The following is an 18,823-nucleotide window of genomic DNA, read 5'->3' on the forward strand; positions in this document are numbered from 1 at the left end:
CTGGGAGCGTGGTCCTACTCTCCTGGGCGGATCAGCCCCGCCTCATATGCCACGATCACGGCCTGCGCCCGGTCCCTGACGCCGATCTTGGCGAACAGGCTCGTCACGTGGTTCTTGACGGTCGAGGGGGAGACGGACAGGTCCTGGGCGATCTCGGTGTTGGACCTGCCGCGGGCGATCAGCACGAGGACCTCCCGCTCGCGGTCGGTCAGCCCGTCCAGCTCGGCGGGTACCTGCCTCGGGCGGGACACGTGGATGAACGCACCGATCAGCCGGGTCAGCAGGCGCGGCGCGACGGCCGACTCGCCCCGGTGCACCACGCGCACCCCCTCGATGAGCTCCTCGGGGGAGACGTCCTTGGGCAGGAACCCGCCGGCGCCCGCCCTGAGCGCCGCGACCACGTTCTCGTCCAGGTCGAACGTGCTCAGCGCGAGCACCCGCACCTCCGGCAGCTCCGCGGTGATCAGCTCGGTCGCGCGCACCCCGTCGAGACCCGGCATGTGCAGGTCCATCAGCACCACGTCGGGCCGCAGCCGCCGGCACAGCTCCACCGCCTCGGCCCCGTCCGCGGCCTCGCCGACCACACCGAGGTCGGGCTGCGCGTCGAGCATCAGCCGGAAGCCCTTGCGGACCAGCTCGTGGTCGTCGGCCAGCAGTACCTTGATCTTCACGGCGCCTCCAGGGGGATGCGGGCGTGCACGCGGAAGCCTCCTTCTGGGCGGGGCCCGGTCGAGAGCTGGCCGCCGCATAACGCCACCCGCTCGGCCATGCCGCCGAGCCCGAACCCCGGCGTGCCGCCGCCCGCCGCCAGCCCGTCGTCCACCACCTCGACCTCCACGGCCCGGGGCTCGTACGCCAGCCGCACGCTCGCCCTGGCGCTGGTCGCGTGCTTGCGGGTGTTGGTCAGCGCCTCCTGCACGATCCGGTAGACGGCGTGGTCGACGGTCGCGGGCAGGGCGACGGGCTCGCCCGTCACGACCAGGCTGGCTGGCAGCCCCGCCGACTTCGCCTCCTTGATCAACGAGGGTAGCCGGTCCGCGCCCACCCCGGTCGCGGCGTCGGGGCCCTCGCTGCCGTCGGCCCTGAGCACGTCCAGCAGGTGGCGCATCTCCGACATCGCCTGCCGGGCGGTCTGCTCCGCGCTCTCCAGCGCGTTCCTGGTGACCTCCTGCTCGGGCGGGAGCGTCGCCCGCGCGCCGCCGACCAGGGCGTTGATGACGGTGATGTGGTGGGCGACCACGTCGTGCAGCTCCCTGGCGATGCGCCGCCGCTCGGCGCGCACGGCCGCGTCGGCGGCCTCGCGCCGGCCGCGCTCGGCGAGCTCGGTCCTGAGCCGGACGATCAGCCCGATCCCCACGGGCACGCCGACGGAGAACAGGGAGATCACCCAGCCGCCGGTGATCTGCCTGAGCACTTCCGCCGCCGTCGCGTACGCGGCGAACACCGCCGCCGTCGCGATCGCGGTCGTGCGGCCCGCGGTGTAGCGGCCCACGCTGTAGAGCGCGATGGACGCGGCCACGCCGCTGTTCAGCGCCGTAACGGTGGCGATGCTCGCGATGTCCACAGCGGTCACCAGCGCGACGGTGACGAGCGGCCTGCGGCGGCGCATGAGCAGGAACGGCATGCCCGCCAGGTAGAACACCGCGCTCGGGACGGATCTCATGTCGCCCCGGCGAAGCATGAAGAACAGCGCGATCAGGGCGGGAAGGGAGAGCACGACCACGAGCGTCGTGTCGAAGACCCTGGGGCGTCTGAAGTAGCGCACGATCTTGAGGAAGGTTCGCCGCACGCTACGACCCTAATCATGAAATTTCTAGATCGGCTGGCTGGCCCTGGACTACAACGTCGCGTCTGCCCTGGGGTAACGTCGCCCCAAGAGCCAGGGAGAGGACAGGGATGAGCCGGTCGGCGCGGGTGATCTGGGACGACGCTCTCACCTCCTACAACTTCGGCCCGAGCCATCCGCTCGCCCCCGTGCGCGTCGAGCTGACCATGGCGCTCGCCCGCGCGCTCGGCGTGCTCGACAAGGTCGAGATGGCCGGCTGCGAGCCCGCGACGGACGCCGAGCTGGCCATGGTCCACACGAGCGACTACATCGAGGCCGTCAAGCGCGTGTCCGCCTCCGGGCGGCCCGACCTCGGCGCCGGGCTCGGCACCCCGGACAACCCCGCGTTCCAGGGCGTGCACGACGCCTCCGCGCTGATCGCCGGCGCCTCGCTGGCCGCCGCCCGCGCGGTCTGGGAGGGCTCGGCCGAGCACGCCGTCAACGTCGCCGGCGGCCTCCATCACGCGATGCGCTCCGCCGCGAGCGGCTTCTGCGTCTACAACGATCCCGCGCTGGCCATCGCCTGGCTGCTGAGGCAGGGGGCCGGCCGCATCGCGTACGTGGACGTGGACGTCCACCACGGCGACGGTGTCCAGGCGGCCTTCTACGACGACCCCAGGGTCCTGACGATCAGCCTGCACGAGAGCCCGCGCACGCTGTTCCCCGGCACCGGCTTCCCGGAGGAGACCGGGGCGGAGGGCACGTCCGTCAACGTCGCGCTCCCCGCGGGGACCGGCGACTCGGGGTGGCTGCGGGCCTTCCACGCGGTCGTGCCGCCGCTACTGCACGAGTTCAGGCCGGAGATCCTGGTCACCCAGCACGGCTGCGACAGCCACGCGCTCGACCCCCTGGCCAACCTGATGCTCAGCGTCGACGGCCAGCGGGCCGCGTACGCGGCCCTGCACCAGCTGGCCCACGAGACCGCCGGCGGCCGGTGGATCGCCACCGGCGGCGGCGGTTACGAGCTGGTGCAGGTGGTGCCGCGGGCGTGGACCCATCTCATCGCCGAGCTGGCGGGTCACCCGATCGATCCGGCCACCCCGACGAGCGAGAGCTGGCGCCAGTTCGTCAGGGAGCGTACGGGCGAGACGCCGCCGCTCACGATGACGGATGGCCGCAATCCGGAATTTCGCGACATCTCTGGTGGTTATGACCCAGCGGACCCCATTGACCGTGCTGTCATGGCGACCCGACATGCGGTGTTCCCCCTGCACGGCCTCGATCCAATGCCCTAACGAGGAAGTGCTGTGCTTAGCCGCGACCAACTACGAGAGCACCTTGTCCAGACTCGAATAGCCGGCGACGTCGCGACCCCCCGAGAGAACAACCTCGACCACTACAGTTCGCTCGCCAACGGCGACCCGCACTACAAGCTGGGCCTGACCTTCGACCAGCCGTGGTCGTACCGCGACATCCTGGCGCTGATGGCCAAGTCGGCCGGCGTGGTCTCCGACCCCGACCACCGCTGGGGCCAGGACACCATCGACCCCGACCTGGTGATCGACGCGCTCGACGACATGGCCGAGTCCATCGCCGCCGTGCTGTCGCGGGAGAACCCGCGCGTCCTGCTCGCCACCGGGCACCCGACCGGGCTCCTCGCCGTGCACCTGCCGCTGGCGCGGCTCTGCGCCGAGCGCGGGGCCGAACTGCTCGCGCCGGGCGAGGGATGGTCGTACTCCGGGCCCAATTTCGGGCGTCGGCGGAAGATCCGCTATTTGCAGGACGTCGCCATGCTCGACGACCGGGGCGCGTTCGTGCACACCCACGACGCCACGCCCATGTGCCACATGATCGACGAGCTCGGCGGGGAGCTTCCTGACCTCGTGATCGCCGACCACGGCTGGGCGGGAGCGGCGGGAGAGGCCGGTGCGCACACAGTGGCGTTCGCCGACAGCAACGACCCCGGACTCTTCCTCGGCGAGGCCGAAGGAAAGATTGACGTGGTCGTCCCGCTCGATGACAATGTGCTACCGCGCTTTTACACTCCGCTGACGGAGCGGATCGTCACTCAGGTCTCACGAGCCCTTTGAGTCGAATTCGGCCCTCCCGATACCGTCTTTTCGCGCCTGCATTCCAAGAGGCTCGCTGTCCCTTTGCCAACTTTTGATGGGGCTCCGGCGACTCTTATGTGTGGCAACTTGGACAGTTCCAACGTCCAGGTGAGGTGCTCTGCCCGGCTGCTCACCAGCGATTTCGCTGGTTCGGCTGACAGGCGGCTCCGGCGACTGAGAAACTAGGGGGTTTGCGCACCCGGAGTCCCGACTTACGCTGACGGCAGTACACGTGCGTGAGCAATGGCACCAGTGGGGATAACCCGGAAACACGTGCGGAAGAGGCGTCCGATGGGTGCAGGCGAAAGACCTCTCAGTGAGGTGAAGTTCCTGACCGTCGCGGAAGTGGCGACGGTCATGAGGGTGTCCAAGATGACGGTGTACCGGCTCGTCCACTCTGGCGAGTTGCCGGCCATCCGTGTCGGCCGGTCGTTCAGGGTGCCTGAGCAGGCGGTACACGACTATCTGCGGGAGGCCTACATCGAGGCAGGCTGAAGTAGCGACGTGACCCGTCATGTCGTGAATGTCGTGAAAGCTGTCCCGGGAGGGGCCCGGCCGCCGGAAGGCGCGACCGGGCTCTCACCCCCCGGTGGGGCGATCCACCGTCGATCGCCGGTAGTCTGTGAGCCGGTGTGCGCTCGCACTCCGGTCAGACTTGCTATCAGTACCTGGGGGTCCCGTGGGCTCTGTGATCAAGAAGCGCCGCAAGCGGATGGCTAAGAAGAAGCACCGCAAGCTGCTCAAGAAGACGCGCATCCAGCGGCGTAACAAGAAGTAACTTACGCAGCTGCGAGGCGCTGATGACCCACACCGTGCTGGTCACCGGGGTCTCGCGCCATATCGGCGCCCGGGTGGCGAGCATTCTCTCGTCCGACCCGGACATCAGCCGCGTCATAGGAGTTGACACCGTGCCGCCCCCCTGGCTAACACGGGACGGCGGCATCTCTCTCGGCCGGACTGAGTTCGTTCGGGTGGATTTGCGCAGCCCTGACATCGCTCAGGTGATCGCGGCTGCCGACATCGACACCGTTGTGCACATGAGCCTGGTCAGCGCTCCGTCGAGGAGCGGTGGCAGGGCCGCCATGCAAGAGCACAACGTGATAGGCACCATGCAACTGCTCGGTGCCTGCCAGCGGTCGGCGACCGTGCGGCGCGTGGTGGTCCGCTCCACCACCGCCGTCTACGGCTCGTCGCCGCGGGATCCCGCGGTGTTCACCGAGGACCTGGAGCCCCACGACGGCCCCACCCACGGCTACGCCAAGGACGCTGTCGAGGTCGAGGGCTACGTCCGGGGCTTCGCCCGGCGACGTCCCGACGTGACGGTGTCGATGCTGCGCTTTGCCAACTTCATGGGTCCCGGCGTCGACTCGCCGCTGACTCGTTACTTCTCCCAGCCGGTGCTGCCGACCGTGTTCGGCTTCGACCCGCGACTGCAGTTCATCCATGAGGACGACGCGGTCGAGGTGTTGCGCCGGATGGCGACGGAGGAGCACCCCGGCACGTTCAACGTGGCCGGGGCAGGCGTGCTGCTGCTGTCGCAGTGCGCCAGGCGGGCGGGCCGGCCTTCGATGCCGCTGCCCTCGCCCGCGTTCAAGGTGCTGGGCAACGCCGTACGCAGGATCGGGCTGGTCGAATACTCGCCCGAGCAGGTCAGGCTGATGTGCCATGGGCGCGCGGTCGACACCTCCGCGCTGGAGGCGGCGCTCGGATGGAAGCCCAAGTTCACGACCGGAGCGGCGTTCGACGACTTCTTGCGCTCGCACGGCCTGCACCCGCTCGGAGGTGTGCGGAGTTGAGCGTTCCCCAGGAACAACAGGACGCCGTGGTGATCCCGATCAGCGCGGCGCCGTCGTTCGAGGAGCCCGACCGGGTGGCCAGGCTGCTGGCCTTCCTGCGCAGGCGCGTCGACGGCGACTACGAGGTCGACGAGTTCGGCTACGACGCCGAGCTGACCGACAAGGTGGTCCTGGAGTTGATCAGGCCGCTCTACACCGACTGGTTCCGGGTGGAGACGGTCGAGCTGAAGAACATCCCCGACGAGGGCGGGGCGCTGGTCGTCGCCAACCACTCGGGCACGCTGCCGGTCGACGCGCTGATGCTGCAGGTGGCCCTGCACGACGAGGCCGCCCGGCCGCTGCGGCTGCTCGGGGCCGACCTGGTCTACCAGCTCCCGGTGCTCAGCCACCTGGCCCGCAAGACCGGCCACACGCTGGCCTGCCCTGAGGACGCCGACCGGCTGCTGCGCAAGGGTGAGCTGGTCGGGGTGTTCCCCGAGGGCTTCAAGGGCGTCGGCAAGGCGTTCGGCGACCGCTACCGGCTGCAGCGGTTCGGCCGCGGCGGCTTCGTGGCCTCGGCCATCCGCGCGGGGGTGCCGATCGTGCCCACCGCGATCGTCGGGGCCGAGGAGATCTATCCCAAGGTCGGCGATCTGAAGTTCCTGGCCAGGATGCTCGGGCTGCCCTACCTGCCGATCACGCCGTTCTTCCCGCTGCTCGGGCCGCTCGGGCTGGTGCCGCTGCCGTCCAAGTGGATGATCGAGTTCGGCGAGCCGATCCGCACCGACGAGTACGAGCCGTCCGCGGCCGACGACCCGATGGTGGTCTTCAACCTCACCGACCACGTTCGCGAGGTCATCCAGCAGATGCTCAACGAGCTGCGGCTGCGCCGAGGACACGCCTTCCCGCCCTTCGTGTGAAACCTGCGGAGTGCCTCCGGTGTTCAACGGGCGACAAAGATGAATTCGCCAAAACATCGGGAGGCATCCCATGGATCTTCAGCTTTCCGGCCGCGTCGCCGTCGTCACGGGCGCGTCCAAGGGCATCGGACTGGCCGTGGCCACCACCCTGGCCGAGGAGGGCGCCCACGTCGTGGCGGCCTCGCGGACCCGTACGGACGAGTGGCCCGACAAGGTCGTGCACGTGCCCGTGGACCTGATGGACCCCGAGTCGCCCGCGCGGGTCGTGGCGCGGGCCGTGGAGGAGTTCGGCGGGGTGGACATCCTGGTCAACAACGCCGGCGGCCCGCCGCCCGGGGCGACGCTGCCGCGCGCCGGGTTCCTGACGCCTTCCGACGAGGACTGGGCGGCCATGTTCGAGTTCAACCTGTTCGCGGTCGTGCGCATGATCCGGGCGGCCCTGCCCATCATGCTGGAGCGGGGCGGCGGCTCGATCGTCAACGTCTCCTCCACCATGAGCAGGCAGGCCGGCCCCGTCAACGTCGACTACGGCGCCGCCAAGGCGGCCGTGAACCAGCTCACCAAGTCCCTCTCGGAGGAGTACGGGCCCCAGGGCGTCAGGGTCAACACGGTGATGCCCGGCGCGGTGCTGACGGACTGGTGGACCAAGGAGGGCGGCGCGGCCGAGGTCTTCGCGGGCATGGCCGGCTCCGACAAGGAGAGCGTGATCAACGAGGTCGCGCCCGCCTCGATGAAGATGGTCACGGGGCGGCTCGTCCACCCGCAGGAGATCGCCGACGCGGTCGCCCTGCTCGCGTCGCCTCGCTCCGGCAGCACCGCCGGCGCCGAGTTCGTGATCGACGGGGGTCAGCTCAAGGAGCTGTGAACCCTCTGGGCGGGTTGTGGCAAGACATCCGTGACCGATCCCCCCAAAGAAGGGCGGAGATGATCACGCAACCCGCCACCAGGGGTGCGGATGCGGAGCTCGTGAGCGCCTCGTGGACCGAACCCGAGGCGTTCGCCGAGCTCTTCGACCGCTACTCCGCGATGCTCTACCGGTACGTCTCCAAACGCCTCGGCCCAGAGCCGGCCGAGGACCTCGTCGGCGAGACGTTCCTGGTCGCCTTCTCACGCAGGAAGAGCTACGACCTGGCGTACCCGGACGCCCGGCCGTGGCTCTTCGGCATCCTCACCAAGCTCATCTCCCGGCACCACCGCAAGGAGGCGGCCCGCTACCGGGCCCTCCTGCGCGCCCCTGTCGACTCCGACGTGGAGTCGCCCGCGGACCGGGTGGCCGCCGGGGTCACCGCCCAGGCCGTCCGCGCCGAGCTGGCCGGGGCCCTCGCGGCGCTGCCCGCCAAGGACCGGGACGTGCTGCTGCTCATCGCCTGGGGCGATCTCACGTACGAGGAGGTCGGGCGGGCGCTCGGCATCCCCATCGGGACCGTGCGCTCCCGCCTCAACAGGGGCAGGCGGAAGGTGCGGGCCGCACTCGGCGACACCAACCCCATGGAGGAGGAGTGACGATGGACGACCTGAAGCTGCTCCGGGACCTCGGGGAGGAGATCGGGCACGAGCCGCCCGCGACGCTCGTCCGCCAGCGCGACCGCCTGCTGCGCGCGCGTCCCCGCCGCCGGTGGGGCGGCTGGTGGACGGCGGGGCTGGTCGCGGTGGCCACGGCGAGCGCCGTCGCCGTGCCCGCCGTGCTCGTCAGCGGCCGGCACACGGCCGCGCCGCCCGCCGGTTCGCAGGCCGTGGACATGAGCGGCACGCGGAACGTGCTGGTGATCGGCTCCGACACCCGCGAGGGCGACGGCAACGCCAAGTACGGCCCCATGCAGGCCAGGCAGAACGTCGGCAAGCGGTCCGACACCATCATGATCGTCAACGTCCCGGCCGACCGCGGCCGCGCCACCGTCGTCAGCGTCCCGCGCGACTCGATGGTCCAGATCCCGCGCTGCGACTCGTCGCCCGCGAGGTTCGGCATGATCAACTCCGCGTACGACACCGGCGGGGCGGGCTGTCTCAAGCGCACGCTGGAGTCTCTGACCGGGCTGCGGATCCAGCACTCGGTGGAGGTGGACTTCTCGGGCTTCAAGGGCATGGTGGACGCGCTGGGGGGCGTCGAGGTCACGCTGCCCAAGGCCGTGGACGACAAGGCGTCGAAGCTCAAGCTGTCGGCCGGCAAGCACCTGCTGAACGGGGAGGCCGCGCTGGGCTACGTTCGGCTGCGGCACTACGGCGACGGGTCGGACGTCCAGCGGGTGAAGCGGCAGCAGACCCTCGTGCTGGCGATGCTGAAGAAGGCCAGGTCAGGGTTGTCCTCGCCCGAGCGGCTCAGGCCGTTCCTGGAGATGGTGCGCAGGTCGGTCAAGACCGATCTGAACCTGGAGTCGATGTACGAGCTGGCCACCGAGCTGTCGGGCACCAAGCTGGACCTCACGACGGTCCCGTGGGAGCCGTATCCGGAGGACAGGAACCGCCTGCAGTGGAAGCAACCGGAGGCCGAAAAGCTCTTCAAACGCCTCAGAGGGTGACGACTCGCCGTAACGGCTAGATCGAGTTGCGGTAGTGGCGGCGGAGGGCGATGCCGGCGGCTATGCCGCCGGCTATGGCGCCCACGCCGGCCGCGATGGGCAGGGCCGTCAGGGTGGCCTTGCGGCCGGTGCGGAAGTCCTTGATGGGCCAGTCGTGCTTCCTGGCGTGCTCCCGCAGCTCGCTGTCCGGGTTGATGGCCACCGCCGAGCCCACCAGGGACAGCATCGGCAGGTCGTTGGCCGAGTCGCTGTAGGCCGTGCAGCGGGTCAGGTCGAGCCCTTCGCGGCGGGCCAGGGCCCGCACCGCCTCCGCCTTGGCGGGACCGTGCAGGAGGTCGCCCACCAGGCGTCCCGTGTAGATCCCGTCACGGGTCTCCGCGACCGTGCCGAGGGCGCCGGTCAGGCCGAGCCGCTGCGCGATGACGCGGGCCAGCTCCACGGGGGTGGCGGTGACGAGCCAGACGCGCTGGCCCGCGTCCAGGTGGCTCTGGGCGAGGGAACGGGTGCCGCCCCAGATGCGGTCGGCCATGACCTCGTCGTAGATCTCCTCGCCGAGGCGTACGACGTCGTCGACCTTGGCCCCTGCCACGAACGCCAGCGCCGTCTCCCTGGCGACCGCGATGTGCTCGGGGTTCTCGTTGCCGCGCAGCCTGAACACGGCCTGCCCGACCGCGAACTTCATCAGGTCGGACGTCGTGAACATGCCCCGCGTCGCCAGCCCTCTGGCGAAGTGGTAGATCGAGGCCCCGCGCATCATCGTGTTGTCGACGTCGAAGAACGCCGCCGCCTGCAGGTCCGGCTCCACCGGGGCGACGGTGGCCGCCGCCTGCGCCGCGGCCTCGCCGGCGGCCTCGGGCGCCACCTCGTGTCCTCGTCGAATTAGCCGCCACATGGCGCTCAGCTTACTTTCCTAGTCAGGCGCGACCAGACCCTCGATGTAGTCAAGGTATCCCTCCGCCTGGGCAAGTTGTGAGTCGTCGAGCTGCGTGAGTATCGGCCCGACCACCTTCTTCTGGTCGCGGGCGAAGGTCTTGATCTTAGGGGAGCGCGGCTCCGCCCGCTCCAGCCTGCTGATGCCCGAGCGCGTCGACTCCTCCATGTCCTTCAGCGTCCTGCCGACCAGCGGGCCGCCCTCGGCCGAGCCGAGCAGGGTGGCGACCTCCCTGGCCCGGGTCTTGGCCGAGTCGAGCTCGCGTTCGCCGCGTTCGGCGTCGTCGCTGCTGAGGCGTACGAGCGTGCTCTCCGCGGCGCGCTTGAGCGGGTAGAGGGAGTCTCCCGGCACCGACTGGTACGTGGCGAAGGAGGAGATCATCAAGGCCGCCGCCAGCCCCAGCGTGGCCAGCTGCGACAGCAGCGGCCGCCGGCGCGCCGGACGGCGGTGGGCGGGTGCCTTCGGCTCGGGCGCTTCCAGGAGCGCGCCGGACAGGATCTCCGCGCGCAGCCGCTCGCGGAAGGCGGGCTCGGGCATGCCTCCGAGCGGCAGGCTGCGCAGCTCCGCGAGGTGCTCGAGCACGAGCTCCCGCTCCCTGCGCGCCCTACCCATGACAGCTCCCTGACGGATCCGGCAGTGACATCTGAACAACGAGATGCGGATGGGGGAAGTTACGCCAGATCGTGCTTAAGTGCCCTGGCCAGCGCCCGGACGGCGCGGAACTGCAGCGCTTTGATCGCTCCACTCTTCTTCCCCATGATCAGCGCGGTTTCCGCGAGCGAGAGGCCGTGCAAAAAGCGCAGGACCACACACTCCTGCTGCTCGGGATTGAGATCTCGTACGGCACGCAGCACCCTGTCGTTGATGATCGCGTTGACCACGGCGTTCTCAGGGATGTGCGAGCCGTCGAGCGGTACGTCGATGATCTCGCCCGTCGGGATCTCCAGCCGGTAGCGGCCGGACTTGAAGTGGTCGGTGACCAGGTTTCTGGCGATGGTCACGAGCCACGCGCCGAAGTCGCGTCCCTGCCACGTGAAGTCGCCGATCCTGCGCAGCGCGCGCAGGAAGGTCTCGCTGGTGAGGTCCTCGGCTAATTGGTGCGATCCCACCCGGAAGTAGATGTAGCGGTAGACGAGATCCACATACCGGTCGTAGAGCGTGCCAAAGGAATCGGTGCAGCCACTTTTGGCATGCAGCACCAGCGTGCGAATGTCGTCGGGCACTTCTTCGCGCACGGCGGGCTCGCCCGTCCGGGCAGGCACAGCGACCGTTGGCGCAAGCAGCCCGGCGAACGGTGACGAGTCAGGCATCCGGTATCCCTAGGGGTAAGGGGTGCGGCGTGCTCGAACACTCTAGAAATCAACCGGAAATTCCACAATCCACAGCTTGCTGGCATGACTAGGCGTAATCGGCAGATACCGTGTCTCCCGACCCGTTCCCTCTTCGGCTACCGGTCTGGGAGGTTCGTCCGGCAGCATTGGAGTCATCATGGAGATCCTCGTTGCCGTCATAGCTTTCGCCGGTGCGCTCCTGGCCGCGATCGCGGTGGGCGCCCTGATTCAACGACTTCGCGACGAGCCTGAGGGGTGGTTGATCGCCTGGACCGTTGCAGTCGTGTCTCTTTGCCTGTCACTGGCCGTGATCGGCATCGGCTACGTCTTCGGGTTCGGCTCGGTCACGTTCCGGATCTACCAGATCACGGGATCGCTGCTGGCGCCGCTCTGGCTGGCCGTCGGCATGGTCCAGTTGCTGGCGGAGAAGGCGCCGCCGAGGTTCCTCGCGTGGCTGATCGGCATCGCCCTGACGATCGTGTCGGTGGCCATCCTCATCTTCGACCCGCTCAAGAGCGAGGAGATGGGCAAGTCGCTGCCGACGGCCGCCAACTTCTGGGCGATCATCCCCGACAAGCTGCTGCTCGGCGTGCACGTCGTCGCCGTCCTGATCATGCTCGGCATGCTCGTGGTGGCGGGGATCAAGTGGCGCCAGGGTGACGAATACGACACCGACAACCTGCACGCGTCGGCGGTCATCGTCCCCTCGGGGATGGCGCTCGTGGGTGCGATGAGGTTCACGGTGCCGGCGCTGTTCACCACGGCGCTGCTCGCCGTCGCCGCGGCGGCCGTCTGGTACACCGTGCTGCGGCCCCTGGCGCCGTACGAGGACGACGACGAGGACGATTTCGACTCCGACCGCGACGAGCGCCCTTCGCGCCGGGACGATCGCTCTCAGCGTCGCGAGGAGCGCGCGCAGCACCACGACGAGCGCCCCATGTTCCGCGACGAGGCGCCCATGCAGCCCCCGCCGGGCCCCAGGGGCATGCCTGAGCCCGTTCCCGGCGGTCCCGGGCTTCCACCCTCCCCGCCGCGCAGGTCGTCGGGCCTGGGCGATCTGGTGGCCGAATACCGCGCGGGCGACCAGGGGGTCGACTACGCCGCGCGCATGTCACCGCCGCCCGACTCGGGGCCCTCGACCGGCTACATCATGAACGGCGCGCCGCCCGCCGCGCAGGCGCCGCCCCAGCGCCCCGACTTCGCGATGCCGGGGACCGGCGCGGTCTACCCGGGCGCCGAGCTGTTCTCGCCCGCCCCGCAACACCAACAGCAGCAGCAACAGCAGCCCGGCTCCGGCAAGCCCTCACCGACCATCTACGGCCTGCTCACCGTCTTCACGATCATGGACGGGGCCGGGGAGGCGTTCGACCGGCTGGCCGAGGCGACCGTCGAGGCCGTGCGCCGGGGCGAGCCCGACACGCTCGTGTACGCCTGCCACGCGGTCAAGTCGGCCCCCCTGCAGCGCATCGTCTACGAGCTCTACCGCGACGAGGTCGCCTACCGCGACCACCAGCGCCAGCCCCACGTCGAGAGGTTCGTCAACGAGCGGCAGGCGATGGTGCTGGCCACCAACGTCATCGAGCTCAACGTCAACGCCGCGAAGGTGGTGCCGCTCCCGACGGTCACGTACTGAGGGCCGCCCGCAGCCGGGTCTCGTCGACCCGCCAGAAGTCGTGCTGCACGCCGTCGATCAGCGTGACCGGGATCATCTCCCAGTACTTCTCCTGAAGCTCCTCGGAGGACTCGATGCTGATCTCCTCCCACGGCACCCCGAGCTCGCCCGCCACCTTGGCGATGATCTCTCGCGCGTCCTCACACAGGTGACAGCCGGGCTTCCCGAGCAACGTGATGCGATGCATAGGCACACGCTACCGCCGCGACTTTGTGCATCGGTTCACAAAGGGATTAACCTGAAAGACGGTTCGATTCCGTTCACGCGGTCCCCACACCGCCCGTCCCCTGGAGCTCCGGCACGTGAAGAGCCCGTCCCAGCCCCGTGACCGCGGCATACCCGAGGCGACGGTCGCCAGGCTTCCGTTGTACCTCCGGGCGCTGCACGGGATGGCCGAGCGGGGCATCGCGACCGTCAGCTCCGAGGACCTGGCCGTCGCCGCCGGCGTCAACTCGGCCAAGCTCCGCAAGGATCTGTCACACCTCGGCTCGTACGGCACGCGCGGCGTAGGCTATGACGTCGAGTACCTCGTCTACCAGATCTCCCGCGAGCTCGGCCTGACGCAAGACTGGGCGGTCGCGATCGTCGGAGTCGGTAACCTCGGCCGCGCGCTGGCCAACTACGGCGGTTTCGTCTCCAGGGGCTTCCGCGTCGCGGCGCTCGTGGACGCCGACCCCGGAGTCGTGGGCGACACCATCGCGGGGTTGAATGTTGAGCACATCGACGAACTGGAAGCCGTCATCAAGCGGCGTGGAGTCTCGATCGTGGTTCTGGCGACACCGGCGGCAGCGGCGCAGGAAGTGTGCGATCGTGTGATTTCCGTGGGCGTGACCAGCATCCTGAACTTCGCCCCAGTTGTGCTTTCCGTCCCGGACGGCGTCGATGTCCGTAAAGTCGACCTATCTATCGAACTGCAGATTCTCGCGTTCCACGAGCAACGCAAGGCTGGGGGGCCACTCATGGCGGTGGACAGTCAATGAGTGTTCTGGCGATCGGACTCAGCCACCGGACCGCTCCGGTGGCGCTTTTGGAGCGCGTCTCGATCACGGGTGACGCGCTCGCCAAACTCCTGTACGACGTGCAGCAGGATCCCTGCGTCGCGGAGGCCATGGTGGTCTCGACCTGCAACAGGGTCGAGGTCTACGTCACGGTCGACCGCTTCCACGCCGCCGTCACCGCCGTCAGCGGCCTGCTCGGCGTCCACTCGGGCGTCCCGGTCGAGGAGCTGACGCCGCACCTCTACGTGCACTACGAGGAGCGGGCCGTCGAGCACCTGTTCTCCATGGTGTGCGGGCTCGACTCCATGGTCCTGGGCGAGGGCCAGATCCTCGGCCAGGTCCGCCAGGCGCTCAAGCTGGCGCAGCGCCACGGCACCGTCGGCGCCACCCTCAACGAGCTGGTCCAGCAGGCGCTGCGGGTCGGCAAGCGGGCGCACCACGAGACCGGCATCGACAAGGCGGGCGCGTCCCTCGTCTCCGCCGGCCTGGCCCTGGCGGGCGACCTGGCCGGGCGGCGGGCGCTGGTGGTCGGGGCGGGCTCCATGAGCTCGCTGGCCGCCGCCACGCTGGCGCGCGCCGGGGTCACCGACATCGTGGTGGCCAACCGTACGTACGAGCGCGGCGCGCGGCTGGCCGAGTCCGTCGGCGGCCGTGCGGTGGGCTTCGCCGCCGTGGCCGACGAGCTGGCCGGGGCCGACATCGTCATCACCTGCACGGGCGCCGGGCGGCACGTCATCACGCCCGACATGCTGAGCCGGCCGGCGTTCCTGCTGGACCTGGCGCTGCCGCACGACATCGACCCGGGCGTGCGGGCCGTCCCCGGCGTCACGCTGGTGGATCTGGAGACCATCCAGGAGTCCGGGATCGGCTCCCGCGGCGGCGACGCCGTCGAGTCCGTCCGCGCGCTCGTGGCCGAGGAGCTGCGCGCCTACCTCGACGCGGAGCGGGCCGCCAAGGTCACCCCGACCGTGGTGGCGCTGCGCAGCAAGGCGGCGAGCGTGGTCGAGTCGGAGCTCGGCCGGCTGCTCATGCGGGTGCCCGACCTCGACGAGAAGGCGCGCGACGAGGTCGCCATGACCGTGCAGCGGGTCGTCGACAAGCTGCTCCACGAGCCCACGGTGCGTGTCAAGCAACTCGCCACCTGCCCAGGCGGCGATCATTATGCGGAAGCGCTGCGTGAGCTGTTCAATCTCGATCCGAAGATGCCCGAGGCCGTGAGGGAGGTGGAGCTGTGATGTCGGGAGCTCTGCGGCTGGGGACGCGCCGGAGCCTGATGGCCACCACGCAGTCCCAGATGGTGGCCGACGACTACACGCGGCTCACCGGGCGCGCGGTCGAACTGGTGGGTGTCACGACGTTCGGTGACGTGACCAAGGCCCACCTCGCGCAGCTCGGCGGCACGGGCGTGTTCGTCAGCGCGCTGCGCGACAAGCTCATGGAGGACGAGGTCGACTTCGCCGTCCACTCGCTGAAGGACCTGCCGACCAAGCAGGACCCGCGCTTCACGCTGGCGGCGATCCCGGCCCGGCACGACCACCGCGACGCGCTGGTCGGCCCGCGCAAGTTCGCCGACCTGGCGCCCGGCGCCCGGGTCGGCACCGGATCGCCGCGCCGGATCGCCATGCTGAGCGCGCTCCGGCCCGACCTGGAGTACGTCCCGATCCGCGGCAACGCCGACACGCGTATCGGCAAGGTAACCTCAGGTGAGCTCGACGCGGTCGTGCTGGCCTCGGCCGGCCTGACCAGGATCGGCCGTGACGCCGAAATCGCACAGATCTTCGAGGTGGAGGAGTTGCTGCCGGCTCCCGGTCAGGGCGCGCTGGCCGTGGAGTGCAGGTCCGACAGGGCCGACCTCATCGAGTTCCTGAGTGTTCTCGACGACCCGCGCACGCGCTCCGCGGTGACCGCCGAGCGAGCCGTGCTGGCGGCTCTCGAGGCTGGTTGCGCCGCTCCGGTGGGTGCTTTCGCGGCCGATGACGGGCACACTCTGAACCTGACCGCCGTGGTCGTCGCCATCGACGGCCGCGAGGCGGTCCGCAAGTCCACCGCCGGATCTCCTTCGGAGGCCGCGAACCTGGGCCGCCTCCTGGCGGTCGAGATGATCGCCGAAGGAGCCGACAGATTGATGGGGGAGCATTCCCATTGAGCTCCGATAGTCTAACCTCCGGATTCGTCGCCTTCGTGGGCGCGGGACCCGGCGATCCCAACCTGCTCACGCTCCGCGCCGCCGAGTTGCTCGCCAAGGCCGACGCCGTGGTGCTCGGCGACGAAGAACACCGCCCCTTGCTGCGCCACTGCCGCGAAGGCGTCGAGGTCGTCGAGGACGACGACATTAAGGACAGGCTGGTCAAGCGGGCCAAACACGGGCAGCTCGTGGTGCGCCTGTGCGAGGGCGACCCGATGCTGTTCTCCTCGATCACCGAGGAGGTCGCGGCCTGCGCCGCGGCGGAGGTGGACTTCGAGATCGTTCCCGGCGTGCCGCCCGCGACCGCCGTCCTCACCTATGCGGGCATCCCGGCCGCGAGCGCCGTCCCCGAGTTCCGGGTCGTGGACGCCGCGCAGGACCAGGACTGGGCCGCGCACGCCGCCTGCCGCGGCACCCTGGTGATCTACAACGGCATCGGCGACGCCGTGGCCATCGGCAAGGCGCTCATCGCGGGCGGCAAGCCGGACACCACGCCCGTCGCGGTCAGCAGCGGCGGCACCACCACCGAGCAGTACACCGTCGTGTCCTCGCTCGGCCGGCTCCAGCCCGACCTCAAGCACGCCGGGTTCACCGAGCCGGCGCTCATCGTGGTCGGCGAGGCCGTGGGGCTGCGTGACAAGCTGTCGTGGTTCGAGACCAAGCCGCTGTTCGGCTGGCGGGTGCTGGTGCCTCGCACCAAGGAGCAGTCGCGCAGCCTGTCCGAGCAGCTCGTCGCGTACGGCGCGGTGCCCGAGGAGGTGCCGACCATCTCGGTCGAGCCGCCCCGCACGCCGCAGCAGATGGACCGCGCCATCAAGGGGCTCGTCACGGGCCGCTACGAGTGGGTGGCCTTCACCAGCGCCAACGCGGTCAAGGCGGTGCGCGAGAAGTTCGAGGAGTACGGCCTCGACGCGCGGGCCTTCGCCGGGCTCAAGGTGGCGGCCGTGGGCGAGGCGACCGCGCAGGCCCTGGTCGAGTTCGGGGTCAAGCCCGACCTGCTGCCGTCGGGGGAGCAGTCCTCCGAGGGGCTCGTGGCCGAGTGGCCGCCGTACGACTCGATGCTCGACCCGATCAACCGGGTGCTGCTGCCGCGGGCCGACATCTCCACCGACACGCTGGTGGCCGGGCTCACCGAACTGGGCTGGGAGTGCGACGACGTCACCGCGTACCGCACCGTGCGGGCCGCGCCGCCGCCCGCGCCCATCCGCGAGGCGATCAAGGGCGGCGGCTTCGACGCCGTGCTCTTCACGTCCTCGTCCACCGTGCGCAACCTGGTGGGCATCGCGGGCAAGCCGCACAACGTCACGGTGATCGCCGTCATCGGGCCGCAGACGGCCAAGACGGCCGAGGAGTTCGGGCTCCGGGTCGACGTGATGGCCGACAAGCCGTCGGCCTCCGCCCTGGCCGCCGCGGTGGCCGAGTACGGGGCCAAGCAGCGCCAGGCGGCGCTGGCGGCGGGCGACACCCCGCGCCGGCCGTCGCAGAACCGCCGGGGCGCCAGGAGAAGAGCCAGGTGAATTCCTAGTCTTCGCGTTCTCGCGATTGAGGAGTGGCGTATGACCGCGCAGTACCCTGTGGCCCGGCTGCGGCGGCTGCGTCGCAGCCCCGCCCTGCGCCGGATGGTGGCGGGCACCAGGTTGCACGCCGCCGACCTGATCCTGCCCGCCTTCGTCAAGGAGGGCCTCGCCGAGCCGCACCCCGTGGCCTCGATGCCGGGCGTCTTCCAGCACACCCGCGACTCGCTCCGCAAGGCCGCGCACGAGGCGGCGGAGGCGGGCGTCGGGGGGATCATCCTGTTCGGGATCCCCGCGGTGAAGGACGCGCGGGGCTCGGCCGCCGACGATCCCGACGGGATCCTGCAGGTGGCGCTGCGTGACGTGAACGCCGAGGTCGGCGACGCGGTCGTGGTCATGGCCGACACCTGCCTCGACGAGTTCACCGACAACGGGCACTGCGGGATCCTCACCCCGTCCGGCGACGTGGACAACGACGCCACGCTGGAGCGCTACGCCTCGATCGCGGTGGCCCAGGCCGCCGCGGGGTCGCAGATGGTGGCGCCGAGCGGGATGATGGACGGCCAGGTGGGGGCGATCCGCTCCGCCCTGGACGGGGCCGGTTATGAAAATGTCCCGATCTTGTCCTATTCGGTGAAGTACGCGTCCGCCTTCTTCGGGCCGTTCCGCGACGCCGCCGAGTGCGCGCCGCAGTTCGGCGACCGCAGCACCCACCAGCAGGACCCCGCCGGGCCGCTGGAGGAGGCGCTGCGCGAGGTCCGGCTCGACCTCGCCGAGGGCGCCGACGCCGTCATGGTCAAGCCGGCGGGGGCCTACCTCGACGTCATCACCCGCGTGCGTGACGAGGTGGACGTCCCGGTGGCGGCATACCAGGTGAGCGGCGAGTACGCCATGATCGAGGCGGCCGCGGCCAACGGCTGGGTGGACCGGGACCGCATGATCACCGAGTCGCTGGTCGCGATCAAGCGCGCCGGGGCCGACATGATCCTCACGTACTGGGCGACGGAAGTGGCACGGCGCATCTGATCGGCGAGCTTCCGCTCGCGTGCCGCGATGGATGTCCTCGCTACGCTGCGGATCCATCGCGGCTAACCAAGGGGTTTCC

The 18,823-nt window shown here is 70.0% G+C and carries 21 protein-coding genes; 15 read left to right on the forward strand and 6 right to left on the reverse strand.

What is annotated here, in order from left to right; all coding sequences use genetic code 11:
* Window positions 1-14 precede the first annotated feature (14 nt).
* Together ACIHFD_RS48835 and ACIHFD_RS48840 are read right to left on the reverse strand one after the other, a co-directional pair.
* A complete protein-coding gene (locus tag ACIHFD_RS48835; RefSeq protein ID WP_350739754.1) occupies window positions 15-671 on the reverse strand; it encodes a response regulator transcription factor in 657 nt (218 codons plus the stop codon).
* Window positions 668-1,789, reverse strand: coding sequence for a sensor histidine kinase (locus tag ACIHFD_RS48840; protein WP_397372709.1), 1,122 nt, complete (start codon window positions 1,787-1,789; stop codon window positions 668-670). Before ACIHFD_RS48840 ends, ACIHFD_RS48835 begins: the two co-directional genes overlap by 4 nt.
* A gap of 107 nt (window positions 1,790-1,896) precedes the next feature.
* On the opposite strand from ACIHFD_RS48840, the gene ACIHFD_RS48845 reads away from it, so the two are divergent.
* The 9 genes from ACIHFD_RS48845 to ACIHFD_RS48885 all read left to right on the forward strand — a co-directional run bounded on the left by ACIHFD_RS48845 (window position 1,897) and on the right by ACIHFD_RS48885 (window position 9,087).
* Complete coding sequence (locus ACIHFD_RS48845) at window positions 1,897-3,060, forward strand: acetoin utilization protein AcuC (protein WP_397372710.1); 1,164 nt, start codon at window positions 1,897-1,899, stop codon at window positions 3,058-3,060.
* Window positions 3,061-3,072: 12 nt separating this feature from the next.
* Window positions 3,073-3,855, forward strand: a complete 783-nt coding sequence (locus ACIHFD_RS48850; RefSeq protein ID WP_350739762.1) for a phosphatase — start codon at window positions 3,073-3,075, stop codon at window positions 3,853-3,855.
* Between the two features lie 312 nt (window positions 3,856-4,167).
* Window positions 4,168-4,371 carry a helix-turn-helix domain-containing protein gene (locus ACIHFD_RS48855; protein ID WP_026214222.1) on the forward strand — a complete coding sequence of 68 codons (204 nt, stop codon included), beginning with the start codon at window positions 4,168-4,170 and terminating at the stop codon, window positions 4,369-4,371.
* A gap of 184 nt (window positions 4,372-4,555) precedes the next feature.
* A complete protein-coding gene (locus ACIHFD_RS48860; RefSeq protein WP_018654693.1) occupies window positions 4,556-4,654 on the forward strand; it encodes a 30S ribosomal protein bS22 in 99 nt (32 codons plus the stop codon).
* 22 nt (window positions 4,655-4,676) lie between these two features.
* Window positions 4,677-5,672: an NAD-dependent epimerase/dehydratase family protein gene (locus tag ACIHFD_RS48865; protein ID WP_397372711.1), complete on the forward strand. Its 996-nt coding sequence runs from the start codon at window positions 4,677-4,679 to the stop codon at window positions 5,670-5,672.
* The gene (locus ACIHFD_RS48870) at window positions 5,669-6,571 is read left to right on the forward strand and encodes a lysophospholipid acyltransferase family protein (RefSeq protein WP_355210228.1); all 903 of its coding nucleotides are present in this window, start codon (window positions 5,669-5,671) and stop codon (window positions 6,569-6,571) included. The genes ACIHFD_RS48865 and ACIHFD_RS48870 overlap by 4 nt, the downstream gene beginning before the upstream one ends.
* Before the next feature lie 70 nt (window positions 6,572-6,641).
* Window positions 6,642-7,436 carry an SDR family NAD(P)-dependent oxidoreductase gene (locus ACIHFD_RS48875; protein ID WP_397372712.1) on the forward strand — a complete coding sequence of 265 codons (795 nt, stop codon included), beginning with the start codon at window positions 6,642-6,644 and terminating at the stop codon, window positions 7,434-7,436.
* 59 nt (window positions 7,437-7,495) lie between these two features.
* Complete coding sequence (locus ACIHFD_RS48880; RefSeq protein ID WP_185069958.1) at window positions 7,496-8,074, forward strand: RNA polymerase sigma factor; 579 nt, start codon at window positions 7,496-7,498, stop codon at window positions 8,072-8,074.
* Between the two features lie 2 nt (window positions 8,075-8,076).
* Window positions 8,077-9,087 (forward strand): LCP family protein, encoded by a 1,011-nt coding sequence (locus ACIHFD_RS48885; RefSeq protein ID WP_397372713.1) that lies wholly within the window; start codon window positions 8,077-8,079, stop codon window positions 9,085-9,087.
* A 16-nt stretch (window positions 9,088-9,103) separates the two neighbouring features.
* Here the strand turns inward: ACIHFD_RS48885 and ACIHFD_RS48890 are convergent, their stop codons facing one another.
* From ACIHFD_RS48890 to ACIHFD_RS48900, 3 genes are read right to left on the reverse strand one after another with little or no spacing between them, the layout of a single operon-like run.
* On the reverse strand, window positions 9,104-9,979 hold the full coding sequence (locus ACIHFD_RS48890) for an HAD-IB family hydrolase (RefSeq protein ID WP_319711188.1): 876 nt from the start codon (window positions 9,977-9,979) through the stop codon (window positions 9,104-9,106).
* A gap of 18 nt (window positions 9,980-9,997) precedes the next feature.
* Entirely contained in the window at window positions 9,998-10,630 is a 633-nt protein-coding gene (locus ACIHFD_RS48895) for a DUF5667 domain-containing protein (protein WP_397372714.1), read from the reverse strand.
* 59 nt (window positions 10,631-10,689) lie between these two features.
* A complete protein-coding gene (locus ACIHFD_RS48900) occupies window positions 10,690-11,328 on the reverse strand; it encodes a sigma-70 family RNA polymerase sigma factor (RefSeq protein WP_350739779.1) in 639 nt (212 codons plus the stop codon).
* Window positions 11,329-11,506: 178 nt separating this feature from the next.
* On the opposite strand from ACIHFD_RS48900, the gene ACIHFD_RS48905 reads away from it, so the two are divergent.
* Window positions 11,507-12,982, forward strand: coding sequence for an antibiotic biosynthesis monooxygenase (locus ACIHFD_RS48905; RefSeq protein WP_363976772.1), 1,476 nt, complete (start codon window positions 11,507-11,509; stop codon window positions 12,980-12,982).
* On the opposite strand, the gene ACIHFD_RS48910 is transcribed toward ACIHFD_RS48905, so the two are convergent.
* Window positions 12,972-13,208, reverse strand: coding sequence for a glutaredoxin family protein (locus ACIHFD_RS48910; RefSeq protein ID WP_192789467.1), 237 nt, complete (start codon window positions 13,206-13,208; stop codon window positions 12,972-12,974). The genes ACIHFD_RS48905 and ACIHFD_RS48910 overlap by 11 nt on opposite strands.
* Window positions 13,209-13,323: 115 nt before the next feature.
* Between ACIHFD_RS48910 and ACIHFD_RS48915 the strand changes: the two genes are divergently transcribed.
* Genes ACIHFD_RS48915 through hemB form a run of 5 tightly spaced genes read left to right on the forward strand, consistent with a single transcriptional unit; the run spans window position 13,324 to window position 18,744 of the window.
* Complete coding sequence (locus ACIHFD_RS48915; RefSeq protein ID WP_350739785.1) at window positions 13,324-14,001, forward strand: redox-sensing transcriptional repressor Rex; 678 nt, start codon at window positions 13,324-13,326, stop codon at window positions 13,999-14,001.
* The gene (locus tag ACIHFD_RS48920) at window positions 13,998-15,254 is read left to right on the forward strand and encodes a glutamyl-tRNA reductase (RefSeq protein WP_350739787.1); all 1,257 of its coding nucleotides are present in this window, start codon (window positions 13,998-14,000) and stop codon (window positions 15,252-15,254) included. The genes ACIHFD_RS48915 and ACIHFD_RS48920 overlap by 4 nt, the downstream gene beginning before the upstream one ends.
* Window positions 15,254-16,165, forward strand: coding sequence for a hydroxymethylbilane synthase (gene hemC, locus ACIHFD_RS48925; RefSeq protein ID WP_397372715.1), 912 nt, complete (start codon window positions 15,254-15,256; stop codon window positions 16,163-16,165). The genes ACIHFD_RS48920 and hemC overlap by 1 nt, the downstream gene beginning before the upstream one ends.
* Entirely contained in the window at window positions 16,162-17,721 is a 1,560-nt protein-coding gene (locus ACIHFD_RS48930) for a uroporphyrinogen-III synthase (protein WP_397372716.1), read from the forward strand. Before hemC ends, ACIHFD_RS48930 begins: the two co-directional genes overlap by 4 nt.
* Before the next feature lie 39 nt (window positions 17,722-17,760).
* Window positions 17,761-18,744: a porphobilinogen synthase gene (hemB, locus tag ACIHFD_RS48935; protein WP_363976763.1), complete on the forward strand. Its 984-nt coding sequence runs from the start codon at window positions 17,761-17,763 to the stop codon at window positions 18,742-18,744.
* Window positions 18,745-18,823 lie beyond the last annotated feature (79 nt).

This window comes from Nonomuraea sp. NPDC051941 (assembly GCF_044593615.1).

What these genes read in the sequence shown, in the direction of transcription:
- ACIHFD_RS48845 (WP_397372710.1), top strand. Translation starts at nt 1,897, where the DNA reads ATGAGCCGGTCGGCGCGGGTGATCTGGGACGACGCTCTCACCTCCTAC.
- ACIHFD_RS48855 (WP_026214222.1), top strand. Translation starts at nt 4,168, where the DNA reads ATGGGTGCAGGCGAAAGACCTCTCAGTGAGGTGAAGTTCCTGACCGTC.
- ACIHFD_RS48865 (WP_397372711.1), top strand. Translation starts at nt 4,677, where the DNA reads ATGACCCACACCGTGCTGGTCACCGGGGTCTCGCGCCATATCGGCGCC.
- ACIHFD_RS48875 (WP_397372712.1), top strand. Translation starts at nt 6,642, where the DNA reads ATGGATCTTCAGCTTTCCGGCCGCGTCGCCGTCGTCACGGGCGCGTCC.
- ACIHFD_RS48880 (WP_185069958.1), top strand. Translation starts at nt 7,496, where the DNA reads ATGATCACGCAACCCGCCACCAGGGGTGCGGATGCGGAGCTCGTGAGC.
- ACIHFD_RS48885 (WP_397372713.1), top strand. Translation starts at nt 8,077, where the DNA reads ATGGACGACCTGAAGCTGCTCCGGGACCTCGGGGAGGAGATCGGGCAC.
- ACIHFD_RS48890 (WP_319711188.1), bottom strand. Translation starts at nt 9,979, where the DNA reads ATGTGGCGGCTAATTCGACGAGGACACGAGGTGGCGCCCGAGGCCGCC.
- ACIHFD_RS48895 (WP_397372714.1), bottom strand. Translation starts at nt 10,630, where the DNA reads ATGGGTAGGGCGCGCAGGGAGCGGGAGCTCGTGCTCGAGCACCTCGCG.
- ACIHFD_RS48900 (WP_350739779.1), bottom strand. Translation starts at nt 11,328, where the DNA reads ATGCCTGACTCGTCACCGTTCGCCGGGCTGCTTGCGCCAACGGTCGCT.
- ACIHFD_RS48905 (WP_363976772.1), top strand. Translation starts at nt 11,507, where the DNA reads ATGGAGATCCTCGTTGCCGTCATAGCTTTCGCCGGTGCGCTCCTGGCC.
- ACIHFD_RS48910 (WP_192789467.1), bottom strand. Translation starts at nt 13,208, where the DNA reads ATGCATCGCATCACGTTGCTCGGGAAGCCCGGCTGTCACCTGTGTGAG.
- ACIHFD_RS48920 (WP_350739787.1), top strand. Translation starts at nt 13,998, where the DNA reads ATGAGTGTTCTGGCGATCGGACTCAGCCACCGGACCGCTCCGGTGGCG.
- hemC (WP_397372715.1), top strand. Translation starts at nt 15,254, where the DNA reads ATGTCGGGAGCTCTGCGGCTGGGGACGCGCCGGAGCCTGATGGCCACC.
- hemB (WP_363976763.1), top strand. Translation starts at nt 17,761, where the DNA reads ATGACCGCGCAGTACCCTGTGGCCCGGCTGCGGCGGCTGCGTCGCAGC.